This is a genomic window from Sinomonas sp. B1-1 (genome assembly GCF_050474465.1).
In the GTDB taxonomy this organism is placed as follows: domain Bacteria; phylum Actinomycetota; class Actinomycetes; order Actinomycetales; family Micrococcaceae; genus Sinomonas; species Sinomonas flava.
This window is the reverse complement of sequence record NZ_JBCHVF010000016.1, coordinates 80082-102441: the sequence shown is the minus strand read 5'-3', so window position 1 is coordinate 102441 and position 22360 is coordinate 80082. Positions and strand designations below refer to the sequence as shown.

Here is a 22360-nt window from a genome sequence, read left to right as displayed (position 1 = left end):
CCGATACAGCCGCTGCACCGGCCACCGGGACACCCCCAGCCGAGTTGCCGCGGCCCGATCGGCGAAACCCTGCTCGAACAACGCTACAGCCGCCGACCGCTGCCCCTCGGACAGCGAACTACTCACATGCATGAACTGCTCCCCAGAAGACGGAACCGAATATCACGGTCCAACTTCCGGGGAGCAGTGCATTGCGGGGTCCCTGGCGCCAGCTCAGCGCCCCGCCGGGCGCCCGGTACGCTTGTGCCATGCCCACCCAGCGCCAGATCAGCGTCCGCCGTGCCCCCAAGTACGTCCCCTTCCTCGTGGCGGGCGGGATCGTCGGGGTGGTCGCGGCCGCGTTCATCTCCTTCACGGTCCCGGCGCCAGCGGACTACACCCAGGAGTCCGTGTTCGGGTACTTCATGGTCCTCTTCGCGGCGGGAGGCGTCCTTGTGGGCGCAATCGTCGCGCTCGTCCTCGACCGCCTGAGCGTACGGCGCACCGAGCGCGCCGTCGTCGAGGAGGTCGACGACGACCAGCCGGCCGCCACCGCGCCCGCTCCCACCGACGACACCACCCACGCCGCCGCCGAGGGCGAGCCGACGCACGACGGCGGGGACGCGCCGTCGTCCGCCGACGGCAACCGCGACGGCACAGAACGCGACGGCCGCTGAGCCAGCCCTCCCACCGCGGCCGTGTGGCGTGGACGACACACGCCGGGCAAGGCGTCAGGGCCATGAGACAATCGACCAGTGGTACGCGGTGACGGACTCCTCTCCCTCGACTTAGATCCCCTCGACAAAGGCCCGAAGGACGCCTGCGGCGTCTTCGGTGTGTGGGCACCCGGCGAAGAAGTCGCCAAGCTCACCTACTACGGCCTCTATGCGCTCCAGCACCGCGGACAGGAGTCCGCGGGCATCGCGACGAGCGACGGCACGCGCATCAACGTGTACAAGGACATGGGCCTCGTGTCCCAGGTCTTCGACGAGTCGACGCTCAACACGCTGACCGGGCACATCGCCGTCGGCCACTGCCGCTACTCGACCACCGGCGCGAGCCACTGGGCCAACGCGCAGCCCACGCTCGGTGCCACGGCGAACGGCACCGTCGCCCTGGCCCACAACGGCAACCTCACCAACACCGCGCAGCTGCGGGACATGATCGAGGAGCTCACGGGCGGCGAGCTCACGGGCGAGATGAAGCAGGGCAACACCTCGGACACCGCGCTCGTCACGGCGCTCCTCGGCGGCCGGAAGGGCGAGACGCTCGAGGAGACAGCGATGGAGCTCCTGCCCAAGATCCGCGGCGGGTTCTGCTTCGTGTTCATGGACGAGGGCACCCTCTACGCGGCCCGCGACGCCTACGGCATCCGGCCCCTGTGCCTCGGCCGCCTCGAGCGCGGGTGGGTCGTGGCCTCCGAGCAGTCGGCGCTGGCCACCGTGGGCGCGAGCTTCATCCGCGAGGTCGAGCCCGGCGAGTTCATCGCCATCGACGAGGACGGGGTCCGCACCCAGCGCTTCGCCCAGCCGACGCCGGCCGGCTGCGTCTTCGAGTACGTGTACCTCGCCCGCCCGGATGCGGCGATCAACGGCCGCTCCGTCTACGAGTCCCGCGTGGAGATGGGCCGCCAGCTGGCCCGCGAGAACACCCACGAGGCCGACATCGTCATCCCCGTCCCGGAGTCGGGAACGCCCGCCGCCGTCGGCTACGCCGAGGAGTCGGGGATTCCGTTCGCCCACGGCTTCGTCAAGAACGCCTACGTGGGCCGCACCTTCATCCAGCCCTCGCAGACGCTGCGCCAGCTCGGGATCCGCCTCAAGCTCAACGCGCTCGAGTCCGTGATCCGTGGCAAGCGCGTGGTGGTCGTGGACGACTCCATCGTGCGCGGCAACACCCAGCGCGCGATCGTGCGGATGCTGCGCGAGGCCGGGGCCAAGGAGGTCCACGTCAAGATCTCTTCGCCGCCGGTCAAGTGGCCCTGCTTCTACGGCATCGACTTCGCCTCGCGTGCAGAGCTCATCGCCAACGGCGCGAGCATCGAGGAGATCTCCCAGGCCATCGGCGCCGACTCCCTCGGCTACATCTCCGAGGACGGCATGATCACCGCGACCATGCAGCCGCGCGAGCGCCTCTGCACCGCATGCTTCACCGGCACGTACCCGATCGAGCTGCCGAGCGCGGACAAGCTCGGCAAGAACCTCCTCGAGCGGCGGGACGCCGCCCAGGGCGTCGCCCGGACTGTGGAGCCCGACGGCGACACCGTTCCCGTGCCGGTGGCCGACACCGAGGACGGCGGCCACCCGGGCTCGACCGGCTGCGACCCGGGCCCCGACTCGGAATTCGAACCCCTGCTGACCGAGGCCGACAGGAAAGAGACCGTATGAGCGCCAGCACCCCCGAGCAGTCCACGTCCCCCGGCACGTCGCCGTCGGGCGCCGGCCGCCCCGCGATCACCTACGCTGACGCTGGAGTCGACGTCGAGGCTGGCGACCGCGCCGTCGAGCTCATGAAGGACGCCGTCAAGGCGACCCACAACGACTCGGTGCTGGGCGGCGTCGGCGGCTTCGCAGGGCTCTTCGACGTCTCGCGCCTGCTGACGTACCGGCGGCCGCTGCTCGCCACCTCGACCGACGGGGTCGGCACGAAGGTTGCCATCGCGCAGGCCATGGACGTGCACGACACGATCGGCTACGACCTCGTGGGCATGGTCGTGGACGACATCGTCGTGGTCGGCGCCGAGCCGCTGTACATGACCGACTACATCGCGTGCGGCAAGGTGGTCCCGGAGCGGATCGCCGACATCGTGCGCGGAATCGCGGCCGCGTGCTCCGTGGCCGGGACCGCGCTCGTGGGCGGCGAGACCGCCGAGCACCCCGGCCTCCTCGGGGAGCACGAGTACGACGTCGCGGGCGCGGCGACCGGCGTCGTCGAGGCGGACGCGCTGCTGGGCCCGGACCGGGTCCGAGCCGGCGACGTCGTGATCGGCATGGCCTCCTCCGGCATCCACTCCAACGGCTACTCGCTCGTGCGCCGCGTGATCAACCACGCTGGCTGGGCACTCGACCGGCAGGTGTCCGAGCTCGGCCGGACCCTCGGCGAGGAACTCCTCGAGCCGACCCGCGTCTACGCCGCGGACTGCCTCGACCTGGTCCGCGAGCTCAACGGCCCGGCTGGAGGCGCCGAGCTGGCCCTCCGCGGGTTCTCGCACGTCACCGGCGGCGGCCTCGCCGCGAACCTCGCGCGAGTCCTCCCGCAGGGCCTCCTGGCCACGGTGGACCGCTCGACTTGGGAGCTCCCGGCCGTGTTCAAGCTCGTCGCCGAGCTCGGCGGGGTCCCGCAGGCGGACCTCGAGCGCACGCTCAACCTCGGCGTCGGCATGGTCGCGATCGTGGCCCCCGAGGCTGCCGACGCGGCCCTCGCCCGGCTCGCGGACCGCGGCCTGTCCGCCTGGGTCATGGGCCAGGTGGGCGCGGACGACGCCGCGGGCTCGGCTGCCGCGGGCGACCCGGACTACGTGCACGGCGCCAAGGGAGTCGACGGCGGGGCCGTGCGCCTCGTCAACGCCTACGCCTGACCCGCCACCCCGTTTCGGGTACACCTCATCCGCTCCAGAGGCGTTCCGGGTACGAGTCCTCGTACCCGGAACGCCTCTGGCGCGCTGTACCTGTACCCGGAACGGGGAGTCTGGCACGGTGGTGCCATGGACATGGAGGAGAACGCCCGGCCCGAGGCCGCGACGGAGACGGCGACCGAGAGCGTGACCGAGACCGCGCACAGCCCGGTCCCCGCGTTCGACTGGGACCCCCGCAGCGCCGAGGTCCAGTCGGACCAGATCGCGGCCTACGACGCGATGCGGGCGAAGTGCCCGGTCGCGCTGGGCGCCCAGGGCAACTGGGCGGTGTTCGGGCATGCCGACACGAAGCGCATCCTCGCCGACCCCGGCACCTTCTCCAACGCGGTCTCGGCGCACCTCTCCGTTCCCAACGGCATGGACCCGCCGCAGCACGGGCCCTTCCGCGCCGTCGTGGACAGGTACTACACCCCGGACCGTATGGCGGCGTTCGAGCCCGAATGCCGAGCGATCGCCCAGCGGCTTGCGGCGGCGCTGCCCGTGCCCGGCGAGGTCGACCTCATGTCCGCGTTCGCCGAGCCCTTCGCGAACCAAGTCCAGTGCGCGTTCATGGGCTGGCCCGAGACGCTGCACGAGCCGCTGCGCGCGTGGACGCGCAAGAACCACGCGGCGACCCTGGCCATGGACCGTGCCGCGATGTCTGCAGTGGCCGTCGAGTTCGACTCCTACATCCGCGAGCAGCTCGACATGCGCCGCTCCGCCGGCGACCTCGCCCCCGCCGACACCACGACCGAGCTGCTCGGCGAGCGGGTGGACGGCCGCCGGCTCAGCGACGAGGAGATCGTCTCGATCGTCCGGAACTGGACCGTCGGCGAACTGGGCACCATCGCGGCGAGCGTCGGGATCATCGCGGACTTCCTCGCCCGCAACCCGGACGTGCAGGCCACCCTCCGCGCACAGAGGCACGACGGCGAGCTGCTCGCCCGGGCCAGCGACGAGATCCTCCGCATCCACGCACCACTCATCGCGAACCGCCGCCGCACCACGGCGCCAGTGACGATCGGCGACCGCGCGATCGGTGCGGGCGAGCGGGTAATCGTGCTGTGGGCCTCCGCCAATCGTGACGAGCGCGTGTTCGGCGACCCCGACGAGTTCAGGCTCGACCGCAATCCGGCCGACAACCTGCTCTACGGGGACGGCGTCCACGCCTGCCCCGGCGCGCCGCTGGCCCGGCTCGAGCTGAGGATCGTGATGGACGAGCTCCTGGCCGCCACGGCGTCCATCGAGCCGGGAGACGAGGCACCCCAGCGTGCCACCTACCCGGGCAGCGGGTGGACGTCGCTGCCCCTGCGGCTCGGCTAGCTCCCACCCCTCTGGGGGTCACCTCCTGGGAGTCACATCCCGGAGGTCACATCCCGGAGGTCACCTCTCGCGGGCCGCCGCCCCAGGCGCCGGGGATCCGAGTTCCGAGCTGAGCTCCTCGAGCGCCTCGCCGACATCGGTGCGCCAGCGCCAGTGGGCCCGGGAGTCTCCGCGCGTGGGGCCCTGGTTGACGATCCCGACAGGCTTCCCCGCCCGCCCCGCATCCAGGACGAACCGGAAGCCGCTCATCACCGCGAGCGACGAGCCGAGCACGAGGAGGCTCCGCGCCTCGGCGAGCATCGCCGTCGCCCGCTCCTTGCGCTCCGCGGGGACGCTCTCGCCGAAGTACACGACATCCGGCTTGAGCTCCACCGACCCGCACACGAGGCAGCCCACCATGCGGAAGCGCTCGACCCAGCGCCCGTCCAGCTCGACGTCGCCGTCGGGGTTGACGGTGGAGGGGTCGTGCGCGACGGCGTCCGCGTAGCCGGGGTTCGCCTGGGCGAGACGCTCGTCCAGATTGGAGCGGCCCTCGACCGCACCGCAGTTGAGGCACATGACCTTGTCCAGGTCGCCGTGGAGCGTGACCAGATTCCGCGTGCCGGCGGCGGCATGCAGGCCGTCGACGTTCTGAGTCACGACGCCGGCCACGCGCCCCGCCCTCTCGAACGCGGCGAGGGCGCGGTGCGCGCTGTTCGGCTCGGCACGGTTCAGGTGCCGCCAGCCGATGTAGCTGCGCGCCCAGTACCGGTGGCGCGCCGCCGGGTCGTGGCGGAACTCCTGGTACGTCATGGGCCGGTGCTTGCGCCACGAGCCCTGCGGGCCGCGGTAGTCGGGGATGCCGGACGCCGTGGACACTCCCGCACCCGTGAGCACCAGGACGCCACCGGCCCGCAGCATGCCAAGGATGCCGTCGCGTGCGACGGCAGGCGTCTGGGGTCCGACGGTTTCCGTCACCTCGCGTGCGATCGAGCGCAGGGCCGCAGCGTGGGCCCCGGCAATGGCGGGGTGTTCGAAGGGGTCCAGTGGCTCAGCCGATCCGGCGGGAATCCTCGTCCTCGTCCTCGTCGGCAAACTGATCGCCGTACTTGTCCTCGTACTCCGAGTAGTCGGGCTCGGAGTCGTCGGCGTACCGATGGGAAGAGTGGCTGGCCTGCGAGCCGAGTTCGCGCTCGAGTGCCGCGTAGTCAGTGGTCGGGCTGTAGTACTTGATGTCCCGAGCCTGCTTAGTTGCCTTAGCCTTTTGACGGCCGCGCCCCATGGCGTGACCCCCTCTTTTGCCTCGTCCCGGAGGTTGTCGCGAAGGCACGCTCGCGAGGCCCCGGAGTCATTGATCAATTTGTCGTAGGTCTAGACTACATGTAATTCCCGCTGACTGCGTATTCGTGCGGCGTGTGCCACGTGCCGTGCGAACGAGAAGGAAGTGAGCCCTCCGCATGAGCAGCCACAACGGCTCTGGCGGCCCACCCAACGGGTCCTTTCCGCCGCCTCCGCCCCGTCCCGACCGTCCCCCGCGTACGGGCGCACTACCCGTCACCGGGGCTCCCAATCCGGGACGCCGGGATCAGCAGCGCAGACGCCGGCCCGATTCCCGGCGCAGGCTGATCATCGTGGTCGCCGCGGTGGTGGGCCTCGTGATCGTGGGCCTGGGGATCTGGGGCATCTCGGGGCTGGTCGGCGGCGGCAGCTCGCAGAACGACGTCAAGGCGGCGTCCTACGCCAAGGGCAACTGCTTCGCCGACTTCAACCCGACGGCGGACTCGAACCGGCGCGTGGACTGCTCCGAGCCGCACTCGGCGCAGCTCGTCGACCAGACCACCGCCGCTGCGGAGGATGCGTATCCCGGGCGGGACGCCCTCGAGGGCCGAGCGAAGGACCTCTGCGACAAGGTTTCGCTCAAGCTCCCGTCGGACTCGAGCAAGCTCAAGAAGCGGTACACCTACCCCACCCAGGAGGGCTGGGGCAGCGGCGACCGCCGCATCGACTGCTACGTCGAGAGCACCGATGGCAACACGCTCACGGCCTCGCTGCTGCCCTGACGCACCGCCCGCACCTACCGCTCGGCAGGCTCCTTGCGCCGGACGCTCAGGCCGCTCGTGGCGCCGCTGAGGTCCTTGAGGTCCACGTCGACGTCCGCGACGTCCACCACCACGGTGTCGCCGTCCGCGACGTCTCCGGCGAGGAGCTCGCGCGCCAGCCGGTCGCCGATCTCGCGCTGGACCAGCCGGCGGAGCGGCCGCGCGCCGTACGCGGGGTCGTAGCCGGACATCGCGAGCCAGGCCCGCGCGCCGTCGGTGACCTCGAGGGTGAGCCTGCGTTCCTGGAGCCGCGCCTGGAGCGAGGCGACCTGCAGCTCGACGATCCGGGCGAGCTCGTCCACGGAGAGCGCGTCGAACATGATGACCTCGTCGAGCCGGTTCAGGAACTCCGGCTTGAACGAGGAGTTGACCACGCTCATCACGAGGTCCCGCTTGGCCTGCTCGCCGAGCGTCTGGTCCACGAGGTACTGGCTGCCGAGGTTGGAGGTCAGCACGAGGATCACGTTGCGGAAGTCCACCGTGCGGCCCTGGCCGTCGGTGAGGCGGCCGTCGTCGAGCACCTGCAGGAGGATGTCGAACACCTCGGGGTGGGCCTTCTCGACCTCGTCGAGCAGGATGACGGAGTAGGGCCTGCGCCGCACCGCCTCGGTGAGCTGGCCGCCTTCCTCGTACCCGACGTATCCCGGAGGGGCACCCACGAGGCGCGCCACGGCGTGCTTCTCCGAGTACTCGCTCATGTCGATCCGCACCATGGCGCGCTCGTCGTCGAACAGGAAGTCCGCGAGCGCCTTGGCGAGCTCGGTCTTGCCCACGCCGGTGGGGCCGAGGAACAGGAACGAGCCGGTGGGCCGGTTGGGGTCGCTGATGCCGGCGCGGGCGCGGCGGACCGCATCGGAGACGGCAGCGACGGCCTTCGACTGGCCGATGAGGCGCTTGCCGAGCTCCTCCTCCATGTGCAGGAGCTTCTGGCTCTCGCCCTGCAGCATGCGGCCGGCCGGGATGCCGGTCCAGGCCGAGATGACCTCGGCGATGTCGTCCGCCGTGACCTCCTCGGCAACCATCTTCGAGCCGCCTCCTGCCTGCTCCTTGGCCGCCTCTGCCTCGGCCGCGGCCGTGAGCTCGCGTTCGAGGGTCGGGATCTCGCCGTAGAGGATCCGTGAGGCTTCCCCGAGGTCGCCCTCGCGCTGGGCCTTGTCCGCGAGCGAGCGGAGCTCGTCGAGCTTGGCCTTGAGCTCGCCGACCCGGTTGAGCCCCGCCTTCTCGGACTCCCAGCGTGCGTTGAGCGCGGCGAGCTGCTCCTTCTTGTCCGCCATGTCCTCGCGCAGGGCCGCGAGCCGCTCGACGCTCGCGGCGTCGGTCTCGCCCTCGAGCGCCAGCTCCTCCATGGTGAGGCGGTCGACGGCACGGCGCAGCTGGTCGATCTCCTCCGGTGCCGAGTCGATCTCCATCCGCAGGCGGGATGCGGCCTCGTCGACGAGGTCGATGGCCTTGTCGGGGAGCTGGCGCCCGGAGATGTAGCGGTTGGACAGGGTCGCGGCGGCGACGAGCGCCGAGTCCGCGATCGCGACCTTGTGGTGGGCCTCGTAGCGCTCCTTGAGGCCGCGGAGGATCGCGATGGTGTCGTCCACGCTCGGCTCGCCCACGAACACCTGCTGGAAGCGGCGCTCGAGCGCGGCGTCCTTCTCGATGTTCTCGCGGTACTCGTCGAGGGTGGTCGCGCCGATGAGGCGCAGCTCCCCGCGGGCCAGCATGGGCTTGAGCATGTTGCCGGCGTCCATCGAGGAGTCGCCGGTGGCACCCGCGCCGACCACGGTGTGGATCTCGTCGATGAACGTCACGATCTGGCCCTCGGAGGCCTTGATCTCCTCGAGAACGGCCTTGAGCCGCTCCTCGAACTCGCCGCGGTACTTCGCGCCGGCGACCATCGAGCCGAGGTCCAGGGAGATCAGCGTCTTGCCGCGAAGGCTCTCGGGGACGTCGCCGGCGACGATGCGCTGGGCGAGGCCCTCGACGACGGCGGTCTTGCCGACGCCGGGCTCGCCGATGAGCACCGGGTTGTTCTTGGTGCGGCGGGAGAGGACCTGGATGACGCGCCGGATCTCGGAGTCGCGTCCGATCACCGGGTCGAGCTTGCCGGAACGTGCGACGGCGGTCAGGTCGGTGCCGTACTTCTCGAGCGACTGGAACGTGTTCTCGGGATCCGGGGAGTCGACCTTCCGGTCCCCGCGGACGCCGGGCAGGGCTGCGCTGAGTGCCTCACGGGAGGCCCCGGCGTCGCGGAGCGCCTTGCCGGCTGACCCGCCGTCGGCCGCGAGGCCGAGCAGGAGGTGCTCGGTCGAGACGTAGGTGTCCCCCAGCTGCTCGGCCTGCTGCTGCGCCGCCTGGATGACCTGGAGCCCCTGGCGGCTGAGCTGCGCCTGGGCCACGCTGCTGCCCGAGCTGGACGGCATCGCCTTGATGGCCGTGCTCGCGGCGACGCTCACCGCGTCGGGGTCGGCGCCGGTGGCGCGCAGGAGTGCGACGGCGACGCCCTCCCGCTGGTCCATGAGCGCCTTGAGCAGGTGCGGGGGCTCGACCTGCGGGTTGCCCGCCGTCGAGGCGTTCATGGCCGCAGCAGAGAGCGCCTCCTGGCTCTTGGTGGTGAATTTGACGTCCAAAACGAGCTCCCTTCCACGCAGCTTCCGGACCCATCCAACCGCGCCGACCTCACTTAGGTCAACGCATCTAACTTGAGTGTATCGTGCTCAAGTTTCAGGACCAAGCTGGGAAGGGAGCCGCCCGCGTCCTGCTGGGAACGGACGCGGGCGACAGGTCAGGACGCACGCGCCGCCTGCGTGGGACGCGCTACCTCGCGGAGCCGCCCACGCCGCACGAGGCGATAGGCCCGCACGAGGACCACAATGCTGATGGCGATGAGCGCCAGCCCCGTGATCGGATGGACGGCTGCGGCCCAGACCGCACCCACGGACATCCGGTCGATGGTGGACCCGGTGAGCATGAGCGGGATCAGAATCGCGAAGGCCTGGACGAAGGCCACGAAGAGCAGGATCACGATTGCCAGCCAGATCGTCGCCCTGCCAGCCCGCGCCAGGGCAGCGAAGAGGATCAGTGCCAGAGCGAGCGCGGGCATGACGACACGGCCGTTCATGGCGTGGACGGCGAAACCGTCCTCAAGACCGTCGCCACGGCCGCCGACATTGAAGGCGCCGACTCCGGCGAGGTACAGCTGTGCGATGACGTCCGCCGCCATGAGTGCGGCGACAACAAGGAAGGCCTTGCGCATGATGATTCCTTGAAGAGCGCCCGGCTGGCCGGGCTATTCGGAGTGGAGGACGACGGCGGCGGGCACCCGAAGCGCGCGCCGCGCCGGAATGGCCGTGCCGAGGAGGGCGACGGCGAGGGCGCCGGCGACGATCGCCAGCCCCGTGAGCGGGCTGAGGCTCCCCTGAGGAAGCTCGAAGCCCCACTGCGACCCCATGACGGCGTTCAGGAGGTAGTCCTCGAACCACAGGCCCAGGGGGATCCCGATGAGCGCTGCGCAGACCGTCAGGAAGAGGCCGAACGAGAAGACCATCGCGACGAACTGCCGGGCGGACATGCCGACCGCTTTGAGGATCGCGTGATCGCGTCGCCGCTCCATCACGGCAAGGAACGCGACGTTGAAGACGCCCGCCGCGGCCAGCACGATGATCGCCGTCGCGAGGCCGCCCACCAGAGAGTTGAGGATGCCGAGGAACCCGTCGGCGTAGCCGCCCCAGATGACGGGCCTGGCCTGCAGGAGCGCGCCGTCGTCCTCATTGAGTGCGGCAATGACGCGCTTGGCGTCCGCCGCGTCGCCGAGCCTGACCTGGTACTGATTCGGCTGGGCGCCCGGCACGATCGACTCGAACGCTGGCCAAGGCACCCGAACCCCGAGGCCGCCGCCCGCAATGTCGTTCATGATCCCGGACACGCGCGCCGAGAAGGGGCGCCCTGCCACAGTCCCGGTCACCGTGTCGCCCACCCGCAGGTCCAAGTCCTTGGCGGTACCGCCTGCAATCACTGCCTCATCGGGTCCCGCGAACCAGTGGCCGCGTAGCGCCCGATATCCAAAGGCGGGAGCGTCCCCCCTCATTCCCGTGAGAGGAATGGACTGGGCTCGACCGCGGACGGCAAGCTGAGCCGTCGCAGACTGGAGGGTGGAGGCAATCTCCGGCCGCGCAGCAAGCGCAGCGCCCACCTCCGCGTCGGTCGCCTGCGGGGCACGGACCACGTCGAAGTCCTGCGCCCCGCCCCAGCTCGCGCGGTCGGCGGCGAGCGAGGCAGCCGCAGGGGCAAACGTGAGCGCGAGCGTCAGAACGGCCAGGCCGACAGCCACCGCACCGAGGGTCAGCAGCGAGCGAACGGGCCGTCTGGCTACGTCGACCATCCCCAGCCGGACCGCCCGCGGCAGCCCGAGGCGGTCGACGGCTGCCGCGAGCCTCGAGGGATGGCCGCCCCACTCCGGGCCATCCCGCAAGGCGACCACGGCGGGAACCCTAGCAGCGCGGACGGCCGGACCCAGTGCGACGAGGCCAACCAGACCGAGCATGCCAGCATAGAGCCCGACGTCCATGGGAAGGTCCACCGGGCTGGGGACGGGCACGCGGAGCGTGTCGGAGCTCGAGCTGAGGAAGGGAGCGCTCGAGGCGAGCCCGAGCGGCAGGCCGGCAAGAGCCCCGAGCGCGGCAGGGACGAGCATCTGGCCGATCACCGCCGCCACGGCCTGGGCAGGCGTCAGGCCAAGGGCCTTGCCCACGCCCAGGTCGCGGCGGGTGGCGAGGACGGATCCCGCGACGATGCTCGCCACAAGGAACACGACTGTCAGGAGCGCGGCAACCATGAAGACGTAGACCACGGCGCCGAAGGCCTGGGTTGCCCAGTTGGATGAAGACTTCGAGACGCTCCAGTACAGCGGAGCCTTGGCAACGGCACCGGAGGGAAGAATCCCGCCGATGGCAGCTGCGGTGGCTGCGAGCCGGGCGTCGCTGACGTCCCCGCTCACGCGGTAGGGTGCCAGCCACTGGTGTGCGGCATCTCCGCGTGCCACGGGAGCCGCCAGTTCGGCCGCGACTGCGGGCTGGACCCAACCGCGCTGGATGGAGCCGAAGGAATCGAACGCCATGAGGTCATCCACCTGCCCGACAGCCCGGAAGAGCCGCAGACCGCCCGCGGTCGCGACCGCGACATCCTGGCCGATGCCGAAGTGCGCGCGGCCCTCGTCGAGCACCACCTTGTTGACCGCGATCTCGTCCGGGGAGCTCGGCCAGCGTCCGTCGACGAGGTTGAGCCTACCCACGGCACCGCCCGCGTCGGATCTCCCCAGGATCTGGATGGTCCGGTGCAGCTCGCCTTGTGCCGCGGGCAGCGTGACCGACTCCTGGACCTCCCCCAGAGCCTCAACCCCGGCGACCGAAGCGGTAGCCCCGACCTGCGCCCGGGTGACCACACCGGCGTCGAACGTCATCACGAGATGGGCGCCGTTCGTAGCACGGAACCCGTCCTCCCAGGCCGAGGTGCTGCGGAGGAAGACCGTGACGGCCAGCGAGGTCAGCGCCATCCCCATGAAGCAGATCACCGCGACGCTCACGCTCTGGAGCCGGTGCCGGCGCACGGCGGCCCAGACGTAGCCCCACACTGCGCGCATGGCCGCTCACCGCCCCTCATGGTTCCAGCCGATGAGTTCCCCGAGGGGGACGGCGCGGCGGGAGTCGAGCATCGTGTCGTCCGCGATCCGCCCGTCACGCAGGGTGACGATGCGCCGCCCGTAGGCCGTGGCGAGCTGATGGTCGTGGGTCACGAAGAGGACTGTCTGGCCGTGCTCGTTCAGCGCCGCGACAAGGTCCATGACCTGCTGCCCCGAGCGGCTGTCGAGGGCGCCCGTCGGCTCGTCGGCCAGCAGGAGTGCCGGCTCGTTGACGAGAGCCCTGCCCAGTGAGACTCGCTGCTTCTGGCCGCCGCTGAGGCTGTCGGGATACTTGTGCGCGAGGTCCGCGATCCCGAGGTCCTCGAGCACGCTCGCAACCCGTTCCCGCACAACGGCGCGCGGCTTCCCCGCGAGCTCCGCCGGCACGGCGACGTTCTCCGCGACGGTCATGGTCCCGAGCAGGTTGAAGAACTGGAACACGAAGCCGACGGATATGCGCCGGAACTTCGCGAGCGCCGATTGGCTGGACGCACCGACGTCCACACCGGCCACCGTGACGGTGCCCGACGTCGGCCGGTCGAGGCCTGCGATGAGGTTCAGCAGGGTCGACTTCCCGCTGCCCGACGGGCCCATGATCGCGGTGAACTCGCCGCGCTGGACGGCGAGGTCGACGGCGTCGAGCGCCACCGTCTCCGAGCCGCCGTCGTAGACGCGGCTCACCTTCTGAAGCTGGACAAGTGCGGTCATGAGAACCACCCCTAAAGACCGGCAAGCTCCTCGGCGCAGGCGTCGAGCCATTTCAGGCTGGCTTCAGTATGGAGCCGTCCTGCCTGGAACAGCAGGGCCAGCGAGGCGCCTGCCGCCCCGCCGCCATTCCGCGCGGCGCGCTCCTGGTCTGCCAGGTCGCGCAGCCGCTGGAGGTAGGCGCGCCGCTGGGTGTCGAGGACCTGCCGGATCCTCTCCGTATCCGGGTCCTTGGCCCGGGCCAGCAGCAGCACCTTGACGTAGACCTCGTCCCGAAGCAGCTCGGGCTGCTTGTCCGGTCCGCTCAGCCACTCGGCGACGACTGTCCGACCCGCGCGTGTGGCCCGGTACGCCTGGCGTCCGCGGTCTCCGCGTTCGCCGACCGCCTCCACGAGCCCGTCCCGCTCCAGGCGCTGCAGCATCTGGTAGACCGAGCCGATGTTGACATCCCACGTACCGCCGAGCATGTCCTCGAAGCGCTGCTTGACCTCGTAGCCGTGGAGCGCCTCGTCCGCGATGAGGCCCAGGACGCCGAATCTCAGGGACACCGGGCACCTCCTCCGCGAAACATGCTATGCATACGGCGAAAGTATATGACGTATGCATATGGGCTGCAAGGGTTTTCCATGCGTCGGGGGGTGACTTCGGCGGCATACGGGGTGACCTCGGCGGCACACTGGGTGACCTCGGCGCCACATGGGGTGACCTCGGCGGCGGTGGGATGCTGGATGGCATGGCGATCCTCATCGACTCCCCCATCTGGCCGGCGCACGGGACGGTGTTCGCGCACCTCGTCTCGACCACGTCCCTCGCCGAGCTGCACGGGTTCGCCGCGGCAGCCGGCATCCCCGAGCGGGCCTTCGACGAAGACCACTATGACGTCCCCCAGCGCCGCCACGCCGAGCTCGTGGGCCTCGGCGCCCTCGAGGTCACCGGGCGGGACCTCGCCCGGAAGCTCATCGCCTCAGGACTGCGCGTCCCCGCCCGCGAGCGGGCCAAAGCAGTCGACCTCCCGCTGCGCCAGCGCTGGTCAAGGCTCATGCCGGCCCACCAGGACCTCGGCCGCGAACTCCTCGACCGCTGGTCCGAGCCCCATCGCCGGTACCACACGCGCGCCCACCTCTTCGCTGTCCTGACCGCCCTCGAGGCGATCGCCGACGGCGGCACGCCGCCGCGCGCCGTCGTGCTCGCCGCGTGGTTCCACGACGCCGTGTACAGCGCGGGCGGCCCCCCGGGGCAGGACGAGGAGGACTCGGCGCGTCTGGCCGAGCACCGGCTCAGCGCGGCGGGGCTGGGCGACGCCGAGGTCGGCGAGGTGGCCCGCCTCGTTCGGCTCACCGCTGCCCATGCACCGGACGCGCACGACGTCGCGGGGCAGCTCGTGTGCGACGCGGACCTCGAGGTGCTGGGCCGGGATCCGCACGGATACAGGCGCTACGCCGCACGGGTGCGCGAGGAGTACTCTGTGGTGCCCGAGGAGGCGTTTCGGGCCGGACGGGCGGCGGTGCTCGAGCAGCTCCTCGGGCTGGATCCCCTCTTCCACACGCCCGCAGCACGGCAGCTGTGGCTCGCCCGGGCGCGGGACAACATGGCTGCGGAGCTTGCTCGCCTCCGGCCCTAGCCCGCCGTCTCCTGGCCGGACCGGGCGGCCCACTCGGCGACCGGGAGCCGCCAGTCGGAGTCGCCGTGAGGGGCCATGTCGACGAGGGACACCGTCCCGAGGACGAGCCTGTCGCCGCGGGCGACGCGGCGGTCGCCCTGGACCGTGATGTGCGGCCGGAAGCCGTGTCCCGTGTGCTGCGGGCTGTGGACCCGGCCCCCGGCGTCGGCAACGGCCACGCGGATGCGGTCATGGAGGGACTGGAGCGCGGTGTCCGGCTCCACGAGGCTCACCCGGACCCTGCCCCGGTAGCCGAAGTCGGCGTCGTGCCCCACGGTGACGTGCGGAGGCTCGAAGACGCCGAGGGCCCCGGACACCGCCTCGCGGGCGGCCTCCGGGGCCATGTCGAATCGCAGGAGCGTCACGTGCAGGGGCCAGTGCCGCTTCCCGAACCGCTCCCCCACCGGGGCCGGTTCGACGAAGGCGACTGCGACGAACGGGTGGAGCCCGCCAGCAGCCGCCCCGGTCATGGTCAGGACTGCTGTGCGCCCTGGCCGGTGCCGCCGTCGGCTGGGGTCTTGATGGCCGAGACCTCGAACTCGAGAAGGATGCGGTCCGAGACGAGCACGCCGCCGGAGTCCAGCGCCGCGTTCCAGTTCACCCCGAAGTCCTTGCGGTCGATCCGGCGGGAGCCTTCGAAGCCGGCGCGAAGGTTGCCGAACGGGTCCTTCTCCACGCCGACGAACTCGATGGGCACCGCGATCTCCTTGGTGACACCGCGGATGGTGAGCTCACCGTTGACGATGAAGCTGTTGTCCTCGACCTGGTCGATGCGCTTGGAGATGAAGGTGATCTCGGGATAGTGCGGCGCGTCGAAGAAGTCGTTGGTGCGCAGGTGCTGGTCACGCTGCTCGTTGCGCGTGTCGATGCTGGCCACCTGGATGACAACCTTGACGGACGAGTTGGTGGGCTCGTCCACGTCGACGAAGATGGTGCCCTCGACGTCGTTGAACGCGCCGCGGACCTTGGTGACCATCGCATGCCGGGTGGAGAAGCCGATCCGGGTGTGCGCCGGGTCGAACTTCCATTCGCCTGCCAGGGAACTATCGAGTTCGGGCATTGTGCCTCCTTATCGGATCAAACCTATAGCGCTGCTCCGCCGGATTCCAAGACGCCCTGCACGGATGGGCCCGCCTGTCCAGTCAACGGGCCCCGCGCAGCGCTCAGCGGCCGTGGCCCGCCAGCAGGCGGTCCGTGGGCACGATCTCCTTCCCGAGGGGCATGAGCGAGACGGGGATGAGCTTCAGGTTGGCGATCGCGAGGGGGATGCCGACGATGGTCATCGCCATGGTGATGGCCGTGGCGACGTGGCCGATTGCGATCCAGATCCCGGCCACGAGGAGCCAGATCACGTTGCCCAAGGTCGAGAAGGCTCCGACGCGGCCGCCGCGGTCCACGATGGTGCGGCCGAACGGCCAGAGCGCGTAGGAGCCGATCCTGAACGACGCGATCCCCCACGGGATCGTGATGATGAGCGCGCAGCAGACGATGCCGGCGACGAAGTAGCCGAGGGCCAGGACGAAGCCGCCGAAGATGAACCAGATCAGATTCAGGAGGGTCTTCATGGGACCAGTCTGCCCTCACCCCGCGGAAACGTCCTAGCCGCCGCCGGGCGCGGGACCCGCCGGAGTTGCTACCGTGGGCCGCAGAGGCCCGACGGCCTCCCGGACGAGGGAACCCAGTACCCGGAGCGCGACAAGACTGGCCGGAAGGGCCCAGCCATGTCATGGATCATCCTCATCGCCTCGGGCGCTCTCGAGGCCGTCTGGGCCGCAGCCCTCGAACGGTCCCGGGGCTTCCGCCGCCCCCTGCCGACGCTCCTCTTCCTGGCCGCCCTCGCGGGCAGCATGGGCGGCCTCGCGCTCGCGATGGCCGAGATCCCGGTCGGGACGGCCTACGCGGTCTGGGTGGGGGTCGGCGTCGTGCTCACCGCCGGCTACGCGATGGCGTCCGGCGCCGAGCGCGGGGGCACCCGGCGCACGACGGCGGCGCGAGTCCTCCTGCTCCTCGGCATCGCCGGGTGCGTGGCCGGCCTCAAGGCGGTGTCGTAGCGGTGGCGTGGGCGGTGCTCCTGGCCTCGGCGGTGCTCGAGGCGGTCTGGGCAACGGCGCTCGGAGCCTCGCAGGGATTCACCCGGCCGGCCGAGACGGCCGTGTTCCTCGTCGCCACCATCGCGAGCATGGCCGGGCTCGCGTGGAGCGTCCGGCGCATCCCGCTCGGCACTGCCTACGCGGTGTGGGTCGGGGTGGGGGCGTCGCTGACGGTGGCGTGGTCCGTCGCCACCGGCGCGGAGGAGTTCAGCTGGGCCAAGGCGCTCTTCGTCGCCGGGATCGTCGCCTGCTCCGCCGGGCTCAAGGCGCTCGGAGGGCGCGCGGAGGCCGGCCCGCGGCAGGACTAGTCGGCGGACGAGCGCCGCACGCCCGTGAACGGGGAGACCCAGCGGGACGGGTCGGCCACCTGGAACTGCCGGCCGGAGATCTCATCGGGGACGATGCGGACGAAGAACGCCTTCTCCCCGGACTGCCAGGGGAAGAGCGGCAGCGCCACAGCGTCGACGATCTCCGCGGTGTCGAGCACCGGCTCGAGGTGGCCGTGGACCACGACGGACCAGGCCTCGCGGCTCTCGGCCTCGTAGCCGTCCACTTCGAAGACCACCGGGAGGCGCCCCATCGACGCGCCGAGCTTGGAGCCCGGCGCGGTCCGGAAGAGGAGGGTGCCCCGGTCGACGAGGTAGTTGATGGGGAAGAGCTCGAGCCGCTCGCCCGCGCTGAACGCGAGCCGACCCACCACGAGCGTGCGGAGCCGCTCCCAGCAGTCCTCGTGGGCAAGCTCCCGGACGCCCTCGGACGTCGACGGAATGTGGCGCTCGTAGGTGCTCATGCAGCCAGTCTATGCCTCGGATCGGGCGGGACTTAGGGCCCTAGGGCCCGCCGGGAGCCGCCACCCGGCGGGCCCTCCCGGCGGTCGGGATCAGCGGGCGTTCGACGCCGGCGCGCTCGCGCGGCGGGGACCGCGCCGGCCGCGAGACGCTGCGCCGTCCTGCGCGCCGCCGCCCTTCTGGCCCGAGCCCCGCTGCCCGGCCTTCCCGGAGCCGAAGCTCCCGCCGGAGGTGCCGCCCGTGGTCGAGCTCCACACGGGCGCGCTGCCGCCACGCGCCTCGTTCTTCGGCTGCTGGCCTCGGGGCTGCTGGCCCCGCGCCTGGGCGATGCGGGTCTGCTGGCCCTGAGGCTGCTGCCCGCGGGACGAGCGGCCGCGGCCCTGCTCGCCGCGCGCGGCCGGAACGTCGTTGCGGTGCGCCGAGCCGGCGGCGCCGCGACCGCCCCGGCGGGCGACGTCGTCGTGCGCGGCCTTCGACCCGGCGTTGGCGGCCCGGCCGTCCCCGCCCGCTCCGCGCCGCGAGCGCTTGCGCCGTGCGTTGGCCCCGTCCGAGGCTCCGCCGCCCTGCTGCGGCAACCTGGCGGCCACCGCGGCGGCACGCGCGGCCGGGTCGACGAGCGCGGCGCGCTCGCCCACCAGGGCCGCGACCTCCGGGGAGGAGGTCGTGACGGGAGTGAACTCCACCGCCACGCCGGCGTCGCGCATGAGCTTGCGCACGTCCTGCTTCTGCTCGGGCAGGGCGATGGTCACGACCGTGCCCTCCGAGCCGGCGCGGGCCGTGCGGCCCGAGCGGTGCAGGTACGCCTTGTGCTCGGCGGGCGGGTCCACGTGGACCACGAGCTCGACGTCGTCCACGTGGACGCCGCGCGCTGCCACGTCAGTCGCGACGAGGACGCGCACCTCGCCCGAGGAGAACTCCGCGAGGTTCCGGTCGCGGGCGTTCTGGGAGAGGTTGCCGTGGAGGTCGACGGCGGGGATGCCCGACTTGGTCAGCTGCTGGGCGAGGCGCTTCGCGTGGTGCTTGGTGCGCATGAAGAGGACCCGGCGGCCCTGTCCCGAGGCGAGCTCCTCGATGAGGTTCTTCTTGCTCGTCGCATCCTGCGTGAGCAGGACGTGGTGCTCCATGGTGCTCACGGCGGCCTGCGGCGCGTCGACCGAGTGGGTGAGCGGGTTCTGGAGGTAGCGGGTGACGAGCTTGTCCACGCCGTTGTCCAGCGTCGCGGAGAAGAGCAGCCGCTGGCCGCCCTTCGGGGTCTGGTCGAGGAGCCGCTTGACCACGGGCAGGAACCCGAGGTCCGCCATGTGGTCGGCCTCGTCGAGGACGGTCACGTCGACCCCGGCGAGCGAGACGAGCTTCTGCCGGCCGAGGTCCTCGAGGCGGCCGGGGCACGCGATGACGATGTCGACGCCGGCGTTGAGGGCGCGCTCCTGGCGTGCCTGGGAGACGCCGCCGTAGATGACCGTCGTGGTGAGGCCGGCGGCCCGGGCGAGGGGCTCGACCGTCGCGTTGATCTGGGTCGCGAGCTCGCGGGTCGGGGCGAGGACGAGGCCCTGCGGGCGCCGCGGCGTGCGGGAGATGGCCGCACCCTGCGCGGCGAGGCGGGCGACGAGCGGGATCGCGAACGCGATCGTCTTCCCCGAACCCGTCTGGCCGCGGCCGAGGACATCCCGGCCCGCCAGGGTGTCCGGGAGCGTCTTGGTCTGGATGGGGAACGGCGTCTCGATGCCCTGGCCGGCAAGGGTGTCGGCGAGGGCGGCGGGCACGCCGAGGGATGCAAAGGTGATGTCAGACATGGCTGTACAGAGTCTCCATGGTCGGAACGTCCCGCGGGCCCAAAGCGAGCTCGCGGGGTCGCCGAGGAAATGAGACCGGCACCACGCCTTCCCGGGTCGCGGCGGCCTCGAGGGGACTCGGCCGCTGGCTCCATGCAGGAAGGGGGCTGGAAACGCGTTCTTCGACGCAGGCGCAGTCAGCGCGCCTCATCCAGTCTACCAGTGCAGCGCTCGGCGTCTGACCCCGCGCCTGCCGGTAGCCTTTAACGACCATGAGCGAGAACACCGACTCCCCCGCCGCGCAGACCGCCGGCAACCCCGTCACGCCCGGCAGCCAGGCCTCCTTCGGCACCTACCGGCGGCAGCGCGTGAGCTTCGTGCGCCGCGGCACCAGGCTGCAGGGCCGGCGGCAGGCGGCATGGGACCAGCACGCCGACGCCTTCGTCATCGACGTCCCCCGGCACGTTGCGGACACCTCGGTGCACCCGGACTACGTGTTCGACGCGGCCGCGGAGTTCGGGCGCGAGGCGCCGCTCGTCGTCGAGATCGGCTCGGGGCTGGGCGAGGCGGTCGTGGCCGCCGCCGAGGCCCACCCGGACAGGGACTTCCTCGCCGTCGAGGTCTACCGGCCCGGCCTGGCGAACACCCTCCTGCGCATCGCCCAGCGCGGACTCACGAACGTGCGCGTGGCCCAGGCGAACGCGCCCGAGGTCCTCGGCTCGATGCTCCCCGCGGGCTCCGTTGCCGAGCTCTGGGTCTTCTTCCCCGACCCGTGGCACAAGGCCAAGCACCACAAGCGGCGCATGGTCAAGGACTCCTTCGCCGAGCTCGCCGCGAGGGCCCTCGCCCCGGGCGGCCTGTGGCGGCTCGCGACCGACTGGTCCTCCTACGCGCAGCAGATGCGCGACGTCGTCGCCGCCTCGCCGGACTTCCGCAACGCGCACGACGGCGAGCGCTCGGGTCCCGCGAGCCCGCTCACCGCCGCGTGGGCCTCCGGGGTCGACTGCGAGGCCACGGGCGAGTCCGACGAGGTGGGTGGCTGGGCGCCGCGCTTCGAGGGCCGGGTGCTGACGAGCTTCGAGAACAAGGCCCTGACCGCGGGGCGCGTGATCTTCGACCTCACGGCCGAGCGCCTCTAGCCATACATCTGATATATCTAGGGTGTGGGAACTGCCAACACAGCAGGCCGCACGCTGGCCGAGCATGCGTACGTGGAGCTGCGCGAACGCATCATCGACATGCGCCTTCCCCCCGGATCCGCTCTCGACGAGGACGCGCTCATGCGCGAGCTCGGCGTGGGCCGCACTCCCATGCGCGAGGCGGTCAAGCGGCTGGAGTCGGACCGCATGCTCACGGTCTACCCGCGCCGCGGGACCATCGTCTCCGAGGTGAACATCAAGGACCTCCGGGCCATCTCCGATGCACGCCGGGTGCTCGAGGCCTTCGCCGCGCGCAAGGCAGCCGAGCACGTGACCGACGGCGACCGAGCAGTCCTGCGGGCGTGCCTCGACGAGCTCTCCCGCGACGGCGCCGCATCCAATCAGGACTCGATGGACCTCGACGAGCGGATCCACCACGCCATCTACGCCACGATGCGCAACTCGTACGTCGAGGCCACGCTCATCCAGTACTTCAGCCTCTCGCAGCGCATGTGGAACTTCGTCCTGGCGGGCCTCGCCCCGATCACGGGCAATGTGCACGAGCACGCCGGGCTGCTCAAGGCGATCATCGACGGCGACCCCGACCGGGCTGCCGCGCTCGCTGAGGAGCACGTGACGCACTTCGAGGACCTCGTCCGCGCCGCCCTGTAGACCGGCCAGCGTTGGGCCGGTTCCAGGCCGCCCCGCCCGGGGCTGCTAGCCCGTCCAGGGCGTGCGGTCCACCTGCACCGCGACGACGTAGAGGTGCTGGCCCTGCTCGACCTTCTCCACCTCGACCACGCGGACCTGGCTCTGTCCGGCCGCGCCGGCACGGCCCACGCCCACGCCCACGCCGTAGGTCACGTACCCCTCGAAGTCGCCCGCGCCGGCGTAGCTGGCGATGGCCGGGTAGCCGACGGCGGCGGGCGGGGCGGAGACGATGGTGCTCGCCGTGCCGTCGTCCGTGTGGGCCTGTGCGGGGTTGAAGCGGACGCGCAGGACTGCCGCCGTGCCGGGCAGCGGGATGGTGGCGCCGCTGCCGTCCTGCACGAGTGCGGGCACGTACTCGACGGTGTAGCCGGGGAAGGCGCCCTTGAAGCGGAAGCTGATCTGGTCGTAGGGCCGGCTCTCCCCGGTGGGGTGGGCGCCCACGCCGATGCTGTAGAGGTACGGCAGGGCGGGCTCCGGCGGCTGGGCGATCGGCGGGTGCACCTCATGCGCGATGCTCCACGGGGACCCCGTGGCGGGGACGCCCCAGTCCTGCCGCAGCACCGAGGAGATCACGCGGTCGCCGTTCTGCGGCGGCGCCGTCTCGTCGGTGTCGGGCGCGGGCGTCGCGGACGACGGCGCGCTGGTCGCCGACGCGGTCTGGGTCGCCGTTCCGCTCGCGGCAGCGGTCCCGGCGGGTCCGGTCCCGGTGGGTCCGGTCCCGGCGGGTCCGCCCGAGGGCTGGCCCACGCAGCCTGCCAGCAGGGCGCAGGCCACCGCCGCGGCTGCTGCGACGGGCTTCGCCATCCTCGTGCCCATAGTCCCCACGGTGGGCGCGTC

23 protein-coding genes and 1 riboswitch are annotated in these 22360 nt (G+C 71.4%); of the genes, 10 read left to right on the top strand and 13 right to left on the bottom strand.

Annotated features, from left to right (window positions below; translation table 11 throughout):
• Positions 1 to 248 precede the first annotated feature (248 nt).
• The 4 genes from ACQ5BE_RS18080 (at position 249) to ACQ5BE_RS18065 (ending at position 4915) form a co-directional block, all read left to right on the top strand.
• Positions 249 to 656, top strand: coding sequence for a hypothetical protein (locus tag ACQ5BE_RS18080; protein ID WP_430298353.1), 408 nt, complete (start codon positions 249 to 251; stop codon positions 654 to 656).
• Between the two features lie 78 nt (positions 657 to 734).
• On the top strand, positions 735 to 2366 hold the full coding sequence (gene purF, locus ACQ5BE_RS18075) for an amidophosphoribosyltransferase (RefSeq protein WP_430298352.1): 1632 nt from the start codon (positions 735 to 737) through the stop codon (positions 2364 to 2366).
• Complete coding sequence (gene purM, locus ACQ5BE_RS18070) at positions 2363 to 3556, top strand: phosphoribosylformylglycinamidine cyclo-ligase (RefSeq protein WP_430298351.1); 1194 nt, start codon at positions 2363 to 2365, stop codon at positions 3554 to 3556. Before purF ends, purM begins: the two co-directional genes overlap by 4 nt.
• Positions 3557 to 3682: 126 nt before the next feature.
• On the top strand, positions 3683 to 4915 hold the full coding sequence (locus ACQ5BE_RS18065; RefSeq protein ID WP_430298350.1) for a cytochrome P450: 1233 nt from the start codon (positions 3683 to 3685) through the stop codon (positions 4913 to 4915).
• Between the two features lie 60 nt (positions 4916 to 4975).
• Here ACQ5BE_RS18065 and ACQ5BE_RS18060 read toward each other — a convergent pair whose 3' ends face one another.
• Entirely contained in the window at positions 4976 to 5941 is a 966-nt protein-coding gene (locus ACQ5BE_RS18060; RefSeq protein WP_430298354.1) for an NAD-dependent protein deacetylase, read from the bottom strand.
• Positions 5942 to 5945: 4 nt separating this feature from the next.
• A complete protein-coding gene (locus tag ACQ5BE_RS18055; protein ID WP_208710373.1) occupies positions 5946 to 6176 on the bottom strand; it encodes a DUF3073 domain-containing protein in 231 nt (76 codons plus the stop codon).
• Between the two features lie 349 nt (positions 6177 to 6525).
• On the opposite strand from ACQ5BE_RS18055, the gene ACQ5BE_RS18050 reads away from it, so the two are divergent.
• On the top strand, positions 6526 to 6954 hold the full coding sequence (locus tag ACQ5BE_RS18050; RefSeq protein WP_430298349.1) for a septum formation family protein: 429 nt from the start codon (positions 6526 to 6528) through the stop codon (positions 6952 to 6954).
• Between the two features lie 14 nt (positions 6955 to 6968).
• Here the strand turns inward: ACQ5BE_RS18050 and clpB are convergent, their stop codons facing one another.
• From clpB to ACQ5BE_RS18025, 5 genes are all read right to left on the bottom strand, one after another.
• Positions 6969 to 9611, bottom strand: coding sequence for an ATP-dependent chaperone ClpB (gene clpB, locus ACQ5BE_RS18045; RefSeq protein WP_430298348.1), 2643 nt, complete (start codon positions 9609 to 9611; stop codon positions 6969 to 6971).
• Positions 9612 to 9766: 155 nt separating this feature from the next.
• Complete coding sequence (locus ACQ5BE_RS18040; protein WP_430298347.1) at positions 9767 to 10237, bottom strand: DUF6220 domain-containing protein; 471 nt, start codon at positions 10235 to 10237, stop codon at positions 9767 to 9769.
• Positions 10238 to 10270: 33 nt separating this feature from the next.
• Positions 10271 to 12619, bottom strand: a complete 2349-nt coding sequence (locus ACQ5BE_RS18035; RefSeq protein WP_430298346.1) for an FtsX-like permease family protein — start codon at positions 12617 to 12619, stop codon at positions 10271 to 10273.
• Positions 12620 to 12625: 6 nt separating this feature from the next.
• Positions 12626 to 13366: an ABC transporter ATP-binding protein gene (locus tag ACQ5BE_RS18030; RefSeq protein WP_430298345.1), complete on the bottom strand. Its 741-nt coding sequence runs from the start codon at positions 13364 to 13366 to the stop codon at positions 12626 to 12628.
• A gap of 11 nt (positions 13367 to 13377) precedes the next feature.
• The gene (locus ACQ5BE_RS18025) at positions 13378 to 13911 is read right to left on the bottom strand and encodes a PadR family transcriptional regulator (protein WP_430298344.1); all 534 of its coding nucleotides are present in this window, start codon (positions 13909 to 13911) and stop codon (positions 13378 to 13380) included.
• A 185-nt stretch (positions 13912 to 14096) separates the two neighbouring features.
• Between ACQ5BE_RS18025 and ACQ5BE_RS18020 the strand changes: the two genes are divergently transcribed.
• Positions 14097 to 14984, top strand: coding sequence for a DUF4031 domain-containing protein (locus ACQ5BE_RS18020; RefSeq protein WP_430298343.1), 888 nt, complete (start codon positions 14097 to 14099; stop codon positions 14982 to 14984).
• On the opposite strand, the gene ACQ5BE_RS18015 is transcribed toward ACQ5BE_RS18020, so the two are convergent.
• The 3 genes from ACQ5BE_RS18015 to ACQ5BE_RS18005 all read right to left on the bottom strand — a co-directional run bounded on the left by ACQ5BE_RS18015 (position 14981) and on the right by ACQ5BE_RS18005 (position 16588).
• Positions 14981 to 15493 carry a 2'-5' RNA ligase family protein gene (locus tag ACQ5BE_RS18015; protein WP_430298341.1) on the bottom strand — a complete coding sequence of 171 codons (513 nt, stop codon included), beginning with the start codon at positions 15491 to 15493 and terminating at the stop codon, positions 14981 to 14983. The genes ACQ5BE_RS18020 and ACQ5BE_RS18015 overlap by 4 nt on opposite strands.
• Before the next feature lie 2 nt (positions 15494 to 15495).
• Positions 15496 to 16083 carry a YceI family protein gene (locus ACQ5BE_RS18010; protein ID WP_413248657.1) on the bottom strand — a complete coding sequence of 196 codons (588 nt, stop codon included), beginning with the start codon at positions 16081 to 16083 and terminating at the stop codon, positions 15496 to 15498.
• 103 nt (positions 16084 to 16186) lie between these two features.
• On the bottom strand, positions 16187 to 16588 hold the full coding sequence (locus ACQ5BE_RS18005) for a YccF domain-containing protein (protein WP_430298340.1): 402 nt from the start codon (positions 16586 to 16588) through the stop codon (positions 16187 to 16189).
• Between the two features lie 80 nt (positions 16589 to 16668).
• Positions 16669 to 16733: riboswitch (guanidine-III (ykkC-III) riboswitch) on the top strand.
• 11 nt (positions 16734 to 16744) lie between these two features.
• Between ACQ5BE_RS18005 and ACQ5BE_RS18000 the strand changes: the two genes are divergently transcribed.
• Both ACQ5BE_RS18000 and ACQ5BE_RS17995 read left to right on the top strand, forming a co-directional pair.
• Positions 16745 to 17074: a DMT family transporter gene (locus ACQ5BE_RS18000; protein ID WP_430298339.1), complete on the top strand. Its 330-nt coding sequence runs from the start codon at positions 16745 to 16747 to the stop codon at positions 17072 to 17074.
• Positions 17075 to 17076: 2 nt separating this feature from the next.
• Entirely contained in the window at positions 17077 to 17421 is a 345-nt protein-coding gene (locus tag ACQ5BE_RS17995; protein ID WP_430298338.1) for a DMT family transporter, read from the top strand.
• On the opposite strand, the gene ACQ5BE_RS17990 is transcribed toward ACQ5BE_RS17995, so the two are convergent.
• The gene (locus ACQ5BE_RS17990) at positions 17418 to 17903 is read right to left on the bottom strand and encodes a pyridoxamine 5'-phosphate oxidase family protein (protein ID WP_430298337.1); all 486 of its coding nucleotides are present in this window, start codon (positions 17901 to 17903) and stop codon (positions 17418 to 17420) included. The two genes, ACQ5BE_RS17995 and ACQ5BE_RS17990, sit on opposite strands and share 4 nt — an antisense overlap.
• A gap of 90 nt (positions 17904 to 17993) precedes the next feature.
• Entirely contained in the window at positions 17994 to 19694 is a 1701-nt protein-coding gene (locus tag ACQ5BE_RS17985) for a DEAD/DEAH box helicase (protein ID WP_430298336.1), read from the bottom strand.
• 251 nt (positions 19695 to 19945) lie between these two features.
• Between ACQ5BE_RS17985 and trmB the strand changes: the two genes are divergently transcribed.
• Complete coding sequence (trmB, locus tag ACQ5BE_RS17980; RefSeq protein WP_430298335.1) at positions 19946 to 20812, top strand: tRNA (guanosine(46)-N7)-methyltransferase TrmB; 867 nt, start codon at positions 19946 to 19948, stop codon at positions 20810 to 20812.
• Positions 20813 to 20836: 24 nt separating this feature from the next.
• Positions 20837 to 21484 carry a GntR family transcriptional regulator gene (locus tag ACQ5BE_RS17975; RefSeq protein ID WP_430298333.1) on the top strand — a complete coding sequence of 216 codons (648 nt, stop codon included), beginning with the start codon at positions 20837 to 20839 and terminating at the stop codon, positions 21482 to 21484.
• A 45-nt stretch (positions 21485 to 21529) separates the two neighbouring features.
• On the opposite strand, the gene ACQ5BE_RS17970 is transcribed toward ACQ5BE_RS17975, so the two are convergent.
• Positions 21530 to 22339, bottom strand: a complete 810-nt coding sequence (locus ACQ5BE_RS17970) for an AMIN-like domain-containing (lipo)protein (protein WP_430298332.1) — start codon at positions 22337 to 22339, stop codon at positions 21530 to 21532.
• Positions 22340 to 22360 lie beyond the last annotated feature (21 nt).

What these genes read in the sequence shown, in the direction of transcription:
- trmB (WP_430298335.1), top strand. Translation starts at nt 19,946, where the DNA reads ATGAGCGAGAACACCGACTCCCCCGCCGCGCAGACCGCCGGCAACCCC.
- ACQ5BE_RS17970 (WP_430298332.1), bottom strand. Translation starts at nt 22,339, where the DNA reads ATGGGCACGAGGATGGCGAAGCCCGTCGCAGCAGCCGCGGCGGTGGCC.
- ACQ5BE_RS17985 (WP_430298336.1), bottom strand. Translation starts at nt 19,694, where the DNA reads ATGTCTGACATCACCTTTGCATCCCTCGGCGTGCCCGCCGCCCTCGCC.
- ACQ5BE_RS18000 (WP_430298339.1), top strand. Translation starts at nt 16,745, where the DNA reads ATGTCATGGATCATCCTCATCGCCTCGGGCGCTCTCGAGGCCGTCTGG.
- ACQ5BE_RS18015 (WP_430298341.1), bottom strand. Translation starts at nt 15,493, where the DNA reads ATGACCGGGGCGGCTGCTGGCGGGCTCCACCCGTTCGTCGCAGTCGCC.
- purM (WP_430298351.1), top strand. Translation starts at nt 2,363, where the DNA reads ATGAGCGCCAGCACCCCCGAGCAGTCCACGTCCCCCGGCACGTCGCCG.
- ACQ5BE_RS18030 (WP_430298345.1), bottom strand. Translation starts at nt 13,366, where the DNA reads ATGACCGCACTTGTCCAGCTTCAGAAGGTGAGCCGCGTCTACGACGGC.
- ACQ5BE_RS18005 (WP_430298340.1), bottom strand. Translation starts at nt 16,588, where the DNA reads ATGAAGACCCTCCTGAATCTGATCTGGTTCATCTTCGGCGGCTTCGTC.
- ACQ5BE_RS18055 (WP_208710373.1), bottom strand. Translation starts at nt 6,176, where the DNA reads ATGGGGCGCGGCCGTCAAAAGGCTAAGGCAACTAAGCAGGCTCGGGAC.
- ACQ5BE_RS17990 (WP_430298337.1), bottom strand. Translation starts at nt 17,903, where the DNA reads ATGAGCACCTACGAGCGCCACATTCCGTCGACGTCCGAGGGCGTCCGG.
- ACQ5BE_RS18080 (WP_430298353.1), top strand. Translation starts at nt 249, where the DNA reads ATGCCCACCCAGCGCCAGATCAGCGTCCGCCGTGCCCCCAAGTACGTC.
- ACQ5BE_RS18065 (WP_430298350.1), top strand. Translation starts at nt 3,683, where the DNA reads ATGGACATGGAGGAGAACGCCCGGCCCGAGGCCGCGACGGAGACGGCG.
- ACQ5BE_RS18040 (WP_430298347.1), bottom strand. Translation starts at nt 10,237, where the DNA reads ATGCGCAAGGCCTTCCTTGTTGTCGCCGCACTCATGGCGGCGGACGTC.
- ACQ5BE_RS18020 (WP_430298343.1), top strand. Translation starts at nt 14,097, where the DNA reads ATGGCGATCCTCATCGACTCCCCCATCTGGCCGGCGCACGGGACGGTG.
- ACQ5BE_RS18035 (WP_430298346.1), bottom strand. Translation starts at nt 12,619, where the DNA reads ATGCGCGCAGTGTGGGGCTACGTCTGGGCCGCCGTGCGCCGGCACCGG.
- ACQ5BE_RS18010 (WP_413248657.1), bottom strand. Translation starts at nt 16,083, where the DNA reads ATGCCCGAACTCGATAGTTCCCTGGCAGGCGAATGGAAGTTCGACCCG.